At 74.3% G+C, this 5,556-nt stretch carries 4 protein-coding genes; 3 read left to right on the forward strand and 1 reads right to left on the reverse strand.

The annotated features are described in order from the left end of the window. Positions 1-998 (reverse strand): beta-ketoacyl [acyl carrier protein] synthase domain-containing protein (locus AOK24_RS31215; RefSeq protein ID WP_167376878.1); only part of this gene is annotated, 998 nt, incomplete at its 3' end. Positions 999-1,186: 188 nt separating this feature from the next. On the opposite strand from AOK24_RS31215, the gene AOK24_RS31220 reads away from it, so the two are divergent. From AOK24_RS31220 to AOK24_RS51365, 3 genes are all read left to right on the forward strand, one after another. Further along, on the forward strand, positions 1,187-2,149 hold the full coding sequence (locus AOK24_RS31220; RefSeq protein ID WP_055723396.1) for a LysR family transcriptional regulator: 963 nt from the start codon (positions 1,187-1,189) through the stop codon (positions 2,147-2,149). A gap of 103 nt (positions 2,150-2,252) precedes the next feature. Next, entirely contained in the window at positions 2,253-2,711 is a 459-nt protein-coding gene (locus AOK24_RS31225) for a cobalamin B12-binding domain-containing protein (protein ID WP_079057085.1), read from the forward strand. After that, the coding region (locus AOK24_RS51365; protein ID WP_276206869.1) for an FAD/NAD(P)-binding protein at positions 2,708-5,402 on the forward strand (2,695 nt) is incomplete at its 3' end. The genes AOK24_RS31225 and AOK24_RS51365, both read left to right, overlap by 4 nt. Positions 5,403-5,556: the final 154 nt, after the last annotated feature.

The following is a 5,556-nucleotide window of genomic DNA, read 5'->3' on the forward strand; positions in this document are numbered from 1 at the left end:
CCCTCCCGCAACACCTCCGCCAGCGCCCGCAGTTCGACCCCGTCCCCCACGGTCGTCCCCGTCCCATGCGCCTCCACGTAGTCCACCTCGCCGGGCGCCACCCCGGCGCTGCGCCAGGCGGCGCGCAGCATCGCGGCCTGTCCAGGCACCGCAGGCTGGAGGAGCAGGCCGCTGCCGTCGCCGTCGTTGGTGACCGCGCTGCCCAGCAGCACGGCACGGACGGGGTCGCCGTCGGCGAGGGCGCGGGAGAGCCGCTTGAGGAGGACCGCTCCCACGCCCTCGCCGCGTACGAACCCGTCGGCGCGGCTGTCGCCGAACTTGCAGCGGCCGTCGGGGGCGAGCATCCGGCCCTGGGAGTAGGCGACCGCGTCGAGGGGGGAGAGGACCGCGTTGACGCCGGCCGCGACGGCCAGGTCGCACTCCCCGGACAGCAGGCTCTGGCGTGCCGTGTGCACGGCGACGAGCGAGGACGAGCAGGCGGTGTCCAGGACCAGGCTGGGCCCGCGCAGGTCGAAGGCGTGCGAGAGGCGTCCGGCGGTGACGGCGCGGAGCCTGCCGCCCGCCAGGGCGCGGACGTCCGCCGTGGCCGCGCGGCCCGTCGTCTCGGCGTACTCGGCGGTCGACTGGCCCACGAAGACTCCGGTGTGGCTGCCCCGGACGGTGGACGGCGGGATCGAGGCGTCCTCGAACGCCTCCCACACGGTGTGCAGGAGGAGGCGTTGCTGCGGGTCCATGGTGCGTGCCTCGCGTGGCGAGATGCCGAAGAACGCGTCGTCGAAGTCGAACAGGCCGGTGAGGAAGCCGCCGTGGCGGGAGATCAGGCTGTCCGGGGTGCCGGGGCTCGGGTCGTACCAGGCGCTGACGTCGAACCGGTCCGGCGGCACGGGGGTGACGGCGTCGGTGCCCGCCGCCAGCAGCTCCCAGAACTCCGCCGGGCCGGCCGCGCCGGGAAACCGGCACCCGATCCCGACGATGGCGATCGGTTCCGCTGTGCTCATGTGGGCCCTCCCCCGTTGTCCCCATCAGTGGTTCAAATCTATACCGGAGAACAAAGTTGTTCTGGAGTCGATCAGGGTCAAGGGCTCGTCAAGGTGCCCCCCGGACCCCGCTCGGCCGACCGCGACACCCTTAAGCTGAACTCCAGTACAAGTATGTGCTTCGGTCAGGACACGGGAGGGGTTGCGGGATGGACGTCCAGAAACTGGAGACATTCGTCGTCGTCGCGGAGAGCGGCAGCCTGGCGGAGGCCGCCGACCGGCTCGGCTACGCGCGCTCGACGGTCACCGCGCACCTCCAGGCACTCGAACGCTCCCTGGGCACCCCGCTGCTGGAGCGCGGCAACGCGGGCAACCGGCTCACCAAGGCCGGCGCCCGCTTCCTCGACTACGCGAGCGACATCCTCGACAAGCTCGCCAAGGCCCAGGCGGCGGTGACGGCCGCCGCGCAGGACAGCCGCGCCGCCCTGCACATCGGCGCCACGGCCTCCCTGTGCACCTACCGCCTGCCCGGCCTGCTGCGCACCCTGCACCGCCTCATGCCCGACCTCGACATGCAGGTCTTCGTCGGCTCGGTCGCCGAGCTGCGCGACCAGGTGGAGCGGGGCGACCTGTCGGCCGCGCTGATCAACTCCACGACCGCCCCGCCCCCGGCCCGGGAGGAGAACCGGCGGCACCTCTGGACCGACCGCCCCGTCCTGGTCGGCACCCCCGAGGCCGTGGCCCGGCCGCGCCGGCTCCTGGTCACCGCCCCCGGCTGCGTGTACCGCGACCTCGCCGAGCGGCAGGCGCTGCCCCGTCTCGGCGACGTACGCCTCCAGCAGGTGGGCAGCGTGGACGGCGTCAAGTCGTCGGCGCTGGGCGGCCTCGGTGTGGGCCTCGTACCCGCCATCGCGGTCGGATCCCAGCTGGAGTCCGGGCAGCTGGTCGAGATCCCGCTGCCCGCCCTGCCCCCGGTGCTCACCGAGATCGTCTGGAACACCGAGGTCACCCCCGATCACGTGACCCGCCACCTCCAGCGCCTGCGCCCGCCCCAGCCGCTGCCGGGCACCGGTACGCCGGTCCGGGTGCCCGAAGCGCCCACCGGAGCCCCGGCCCACCGACGAGTCTCCCGTACGGCGGCCTCCCGCAAGCTGCCCGCACGGCATCCGTGAACCGGAGTTCACGACCTTCGAACCGGCCTGGGCACCCCGGCCGGGACCAGGGATCTTCGTCGTGTCGCCGCAGCCCGCGGCGCACCGACAGGAGGTTCTCCCGATGTCCACGGTCCGCTCCAGACCCCCGCGTGTGCTGCTGTCCACGGTCTCCTCCGACTCCCACACGTGGAACCTCGTCTTCCTCCAGCTCCTGCTGGAGGAACGCGGATACGAGGTGAACAACCTCGGCCCCTGCGTCCCCGACGCCGAGATCGTCAGCCAGATACGCCTGTCCAGGCCCGACGCCGTGGTCATCTCCTCGGTGAACGGCCACGGCCACATCGACGGCCGCCGGCTGATCCGGACGCTGCGCGCGGACGCCGACCCGGCCGTCAGCGCCGTACCCGTCATGATCGGCGGCAAGCTCGGCATCCAGGGCGCGCAGCACCACCTGGCCGGCGAACTTGTCGCCGAGGGCTTCGACGCGGTCTTCACCGAGGGCGCGGACCCGGCGGAGTTCGGTGCCACGCTCCAGCGGATGACCGCCGGGCGACGCGCGGTCGCGGGGGCCGCCGCGTGAACCCGACACCGCCCGCACCGGCAGCGCCCGACATGCAGACGTACGTGGAGCAGGCGGCCCGCGCGGGGCTGCTGGTCGTCCAGCCCCGGATGGGCATGCCGGACCCCGGGACCATGGCGGAGGGCATCGCGGCCGTCGCCGGGGCCCGGGCCCGCACCCTCGCGACGATCACCGTCGACTCCTACACCCGCGTCGAGGACCTCACCGGCGCGGCGGCGGCCCTCGCGGCGGGCCGCGCGCTCAACGGCTTCCCCCTCGTCAACCACGGCCCGCAGGTCACCGCCCGCGTCGCCGCCGCGGCCGGACGTATCCCCGTCCAGGTCCGGCACGGCTCGGCCCGCCCCGCGCACATCTTCGAGGCGATGACCGAAGCGGGGCTCGCCGCCTCCGAGGGCGGCCCCGTCTCCTACTGCCTGCCCTACTCCCGGCTCCCGCTCGCCGAGTCGGTGCCCGCCTGGGCGGACGCCACCCGCCAGTTCGCCGAGCACAGCGCACAGCGCGGACTCCGCGCCCACCTGGAGACCTTCGGCGGCTGCATGCTCGGCCAGCTGTGCCCGCCGTCCCTGCTGGTGGCGATCAGCGTCCTCGAAGCCATGTTCTTCGCCCAGCACGGGATCACCTCCCTGTCGCTGTCGTACGCCCAGCAGACCAGCCCGGTGCAGGACATCGAGGCGCTCGCGGCCCTGCACCACCTCGCCGACCTGTTCCTGCCCGCCGACGTCGCCCGCCACGTGGTGCTCTACACGTACATGGGCGTCTACCCCGCCACCGAGGCCGGCGCCGAACTCCTCCTGGACTCCTCGGCCCGCATCGCCGTACGCGGCGGAGCGCACCGGATGATCGTCAAGACGGTCGCCGAGGCGCACCGCATCCCCACCGTCGCCGAGAACGTGTCCGCGCTGGAGAGGGCGGCCCGCGCTGCCCGGCACGCCGTGCACGACGACACGCTGCCCTGGGCCCGCGAGGCCGACTACGAGATCGTCTGCGCCGAGGCGACCAGGCTCATCACCGCCGTCCTCGACCACGGCCCCGACCTCGGCGCCGGACTGCGCGCGGCCTTCGCGGCCGGGACGCTCGACGTGCCGTTCTGCCTGCACCGCGACAACGCGGGCGCGGCACGCGGCGCGATCTCCGACGACGGCCGGCTCGTGTGGGCCGCCACCGGGAACATGCCGCTGCCCGCCGCCGACACCACCCGGCACGCCGTCACCTCCAGCAGGCTGCTCGGCATGCTCCGCCACACCGCGGACACCCACGACCTGTCGGCCGCCGCCCTCACCCGCGCCCGCGCCGCCGCACCCCACCGCATCGCCGTCGTCGGATCGGGACCGCGCGGCCTCGCCGTCGTCGAACGCCTCGCCGTCCGGCTGCGCGAGTCCGCCCCGGAGCGGCCCGTGGAGATCGTCCTCATCGACAAGGACGAGGTCGGCGCGGGCCGGGTCTGGCGCACGGACCAGAACCCGGTGTTCCTGATGAACACCGCCTGCGGCGAGGTCACCATGTTCTCGGGCCCCGCCGACGACGGCCCCGCCCGCGCGGGCGCCGGACCCAGCCTCGGCCAGTGGTGGGCCGCGAACGACGACTGCTGCCCCGGCCCGAACGCCTACGCCCCCCGCGTCCTGTACGGCGAATACCTGCGGTTCTTCCTCCAGTCCGTACAGGACTCGCTGCCGGACCACGCGACCCTGCGCCGGCACACCGGACACGTCACCGCACTGCGCGCAGCCGGTGACACCTGGCGGCTGAGCTGCTCGGACGGCACCCTGATCGACGCCGACCGGGTGATCCTCGCCACCGGCCACCCGCACCCCGAACTCCCCGCAGGCCAGGCCCGCTTCGCCGACTTCGCGCACACCCGCCCCGCCCTGCGCCACCTGCGCGGCGACAGCGCCGCCGACATGCCGCTGGAGACCATCGCGCCGGGCACCCGGACCGCCGTCCTCGGCATGGGCCTGACGTTCTACGACGTCGTCGCGGCCCTCACCACCGGACGCGGCGGCCACTTCGCCGAAGGCCCGGACAAGGCCCTCACCTACCACCCCTCCGGACTCGAACCCGTCCTGATCGCCGGCTCCCGCTCCGGAGCGCCCCTGCCCGCCCGAGGCACGAACCAGAAGGGCCCCCTGTGGCGCTACCGGGCCCGGCTGTTCACCCCCGAACGCGTCACCGCCCTGCGCGCCCGCGGCCCGCTCGACTTCCGCGCCGACCTCTGGCCCTGGCTGCACGCCGAGATGCTCCTCGTCCACCACGCCACCGCCCTGCGCGCCCGCCACGGCGACACCGCCGAACAGGACTACCTGAGCGCCGCGACCGCCCTCGTCGCCGCCGAAGGCGCCGAACAGGCACCCCACCTCCTGGACACCGAGGCCCGCCGCCACGGCGGCCACGACCTGCCCCCGCTCGACATCGACACCCTCGTACGCCCCTTCGCCGGCCGCTCCTTCCCGAGCCCCGCCGCATTCACCGCCGCACTGACCCGGCTCATCGACGACGACCTCGGCCACGCCGGACAGGGCAACCTCCACGGCCCCCGCAAAGCGGCCCTGGACGTGCTGCGCGACGTCCGCGGAACCATCCGCCTCGCGGTCGACTTCGGCGGCCTGACCCGCCGCTCCCACCACGAGGACTTCCTCGGCTGGTTCGCGCCCCTCAGCTCCTTCCTCGCGGCGGGCCCGCCGCGAGGAAGGAGCTNNCTCGCGGCGGGCGTCCTGCACGTGGCGGGCCCGGCCGCCGAGTACGGCACCGACGAGGCGACCGGCCGCTTCACCGTCCGCTCCCCGCAGGTCGACGGCTCGCTGACGCACTGCGACGCGCTCATCGACGCCCGCGTCCCCGCCCCCGACCT

Origin of the sequence: Streptomyces niveiscabiei (genome assembly GCF_001419795.1) — a bacterium.
GTDB classification, from domain to species: domain Bacteria; phylum Actinomycetota; class Actinomycetes; order Streptomycetales; family Streptomycetaceae; genus Streptomyces; species Streptomyces niveiscabiei.

Coding starts and splice junctions, on each gene's coding strand:
- AOK24_RS31220 (WP_055723396.1), top strand. CDS start 1,187: ATGGACGTCCAGAAACTGGAGACATTCGTCGTCGTCGCGGAGAGCGGC.
- AOK24_RS31225 (WP_079057085.1), top strand. CDS start 2,253: ATGTCCACGGTCCGCTCCAGACCCCCGCGTGTGCTGCTGTCCACGGTC.